Origin of the sequence: Paraburkholderia sp. SIMBA_053, from assembly GCF_046534895.1 — a bacterium.
GTDB classification, from domain to species: domain Bacteria; phylum Pseudomonadota; class Gammaproteobacteria; order Burkholderiales; family Burkholderiaceae; genus Paraburkholderia; species Paraburkholderia caledonica.
Map to the genome: position 1 here is coordinate 1 of NZ_JAWRXU010001840.1, position 232 is coordinate 232.

The 232-nt window shown below is 72.0% G+C and carries 1 protein-coding gene; it reads right to left on the reverse strand.

What is annotated here, in order from left to right:
* A partial coding sequence (locus tag SB753_RS41890; RefSeq protein WP_410805798.1) for a hypothetical protein occupies window positions 1–232 on the reverse strand: 232 nt, incomplete at both ends.

Consider the following 232-nt stretch of genomic DNA (forward strand, 5'->3'; position numbering starts at 1 on the left):
CGTTCTGGTGGCCGTGCTCCCACTGCTCGTCGGGGGAGAGCACGAGGCCGAGGCGCTCGACACCCGTCGGCACGCCGTCCTCGATGATGACGCGGGCTCGCGCGATTCGTGAGACGTTGCCCTCTGCGACGACCCGTGGGTAGAGGTAGAGCTCGCCGTCCGGCCCCCAGGCGGTGCCGGGGTTGAGGACGCCCTCGGCCTCGAGCGGGTCGGCGGGGTCGGCGGTCATGAT